We start from the raw sequence: 1754 nt of genomic DNA, 5'->3' as shown, positions 1-1754 counted from the left end.
GGTGGTCGGGGGGTCCGGGGAGGGCGATGCCGACGCCGAGGCGGGGGCCGGGGGCGGTTTCGGGCACCGCGGTGGGCTCGGCCTGCGGCGGCGCCGCATCGGACAGGCCCGCGACCGGGTCGCCGCCCGCTTCCGCGAGCAGGTTCCGGACCTCCCCGGCCGCCGCGTCGAGCACGGTCCCGGCCGACGCGCCGAAGTCGAAGGGCACGGTCCGCATGGCCAGTTGCTCGCCGGTGAGGTCGGTGAGGACGGCCGTCAGCTCGTCCCGATCCAGATGCAGCCCGACCGCGCTGCGCGCACCGCGTACGAGCCGCAGCACCGTGCGCGGCTTGCCGCCCGTCGAGGCGAGGCGGCCCGCCTCGGCGACCAGGCCGTCCTCCCGCAGCCGGGCGGTGATCTTGCTGACGGCCTGCGGGGTGAGGCCGGTGCGCTCGGCGAGTTCGGGACGGCTGATGCCGTCGCGGCCCGCCAGGCGCAGCAGATCGAGCACCAGCGCCGCGTTGTGGCTGCGCAGCGCGGGCAGGTTGACCCCGGAGTTGGCTCTGCTCACCCTGTTCACAGGGCCATTCTCCCTTCCGCTTGCAGTTTCGCAACAGCGTTGTTTAAGTGGAGCCATGACAGCAGGCACAGTCGGCACAGGCACCGGCACCCCCCTCCGCGTAGGCCTCGTCGGGTACGGGCTCGCGGGCTCCGTCTTCCACGCCCCGCTGATCGCGGCGGCCGAGGACCTCGTCCTCGACACGGTCGTCACCGCGAACCCCGAGCGCCAGGGGCAGGCGCGGGCCGAGCACCCGGGCGTACGGGTCGTGGAGACGCCGGACGAGCTGTGGGCTCCGGGTTCGGGCCGGGACGGTTCGAAGCGTGAGGGATCGGGCCGGGATGGGTCGGGCCGGAATGTGTCGGGCCAGGATGAGTCGGGCCGGGATGGTGGCGGCGGGCTCGATCTGATCGTCATCGCCTCCCCGAACCGCACCCATGTGCCGATCGCCACCGAGGCGTTGAAGGCCGGGCTGCCGGTGGTCGTGGACAAGCCGATCGCCGCCACCGCCGCGGAGGCCAGAGGGCTCGCCGCGCTCGCCGACGAGCGCGGGCTGCTGCTGTCGGTCTTCCAGAACCGCCGCTGGGACGCGGACTTCCTGACCCTCCAGGGGCTGGTCGAGGGCGGCGACCTGGGCGAGGTCCAGCGCTTCGAGTCGCGGTTCGAGCGCTGGCGGCCCCAGCTCAAGGGCGGCTGGCGCGAGTCCGGCGACCCGGCCGAGGTCGGTGGGCTGCTCTACGACCTGGGCAGCCACCTGGTCGACCAGGCGCTGCTCCTCTTCGGTCCCGCGGTGCGCGTCTACGCCGAGTCGGACGCGCGCCGCCCGGGCGCGGAGACCGACGACGACACGTTCATCGCGATCATGCACGCCGGCGGTGTCCGCTCCCACCTGTGGATGAGCGCGACGACCGCCCAACTCGGCCCGCGCTTCCGGGTGCTGGGCAGCGCGGCGGGCTTCGTGAAGTACGGGCTGGACCCGCAGGAGGCCGCTCTGAAGGAGGGCTTGCGGCCCGGGCCCCAGTGGGGCGCGGAGCCGGAGTCGCTGTGGGGCCGGGTGGGCGCGGGCGAGTCTCCGCTGACCGGTGGCGGCACCCCGGTCCGTACGGTCCCGGGCGACTACCCGGCCTACTACCAGGCCGTGGCCGCCGCCCTCCGCGACGGCACCCCGCCGCCGGTGACGTCCTTGGAGGCTGCGGCGGCCCTGGACGTCCTGGAA

Annotated in this window: 2 protein-coding genes; one reads left to right on the top strand and one right to left on the bottom strand. The window is 74.5% G+C overall.

Annotated features, from left to right (window positions below; translation table 11 throughout):
- Positions 1-559 (bottom strand): MarR family transcriptional regulator (locus AOK16_RS24335; RefSeq protein ID WP_240483733.1); only part of this gene is annotated, 559 nt, incomplete at its 3' end.
- A 55-nt stretch (positions 560-614) separates the two neighbouring features.
- Here AOK16_RS24335 and AOK16_RS24330 point away from each other — a divergent pair.
- Positions 615-1754 (top strand): Gfo/Idh/MocA family protein (locus AOK16_RS24330; protein ID WP_055474257.1); only part of this gene is annotated, 1140 nt, incomplete at its 3' end.

Source organism: Streptomyces pathocidini (assembly GCF_001418495.1).
Classification (GTDB): domain Bacteria; phylum Actinomycetota; class Actinomycetes; order Streptomycetales; family Streptomycetaceae; genus Streptomyces; species Streptomyces pathocidini.
This window is presented reverse-complemented; position numbering and strand designations above follow the sequence as displayed.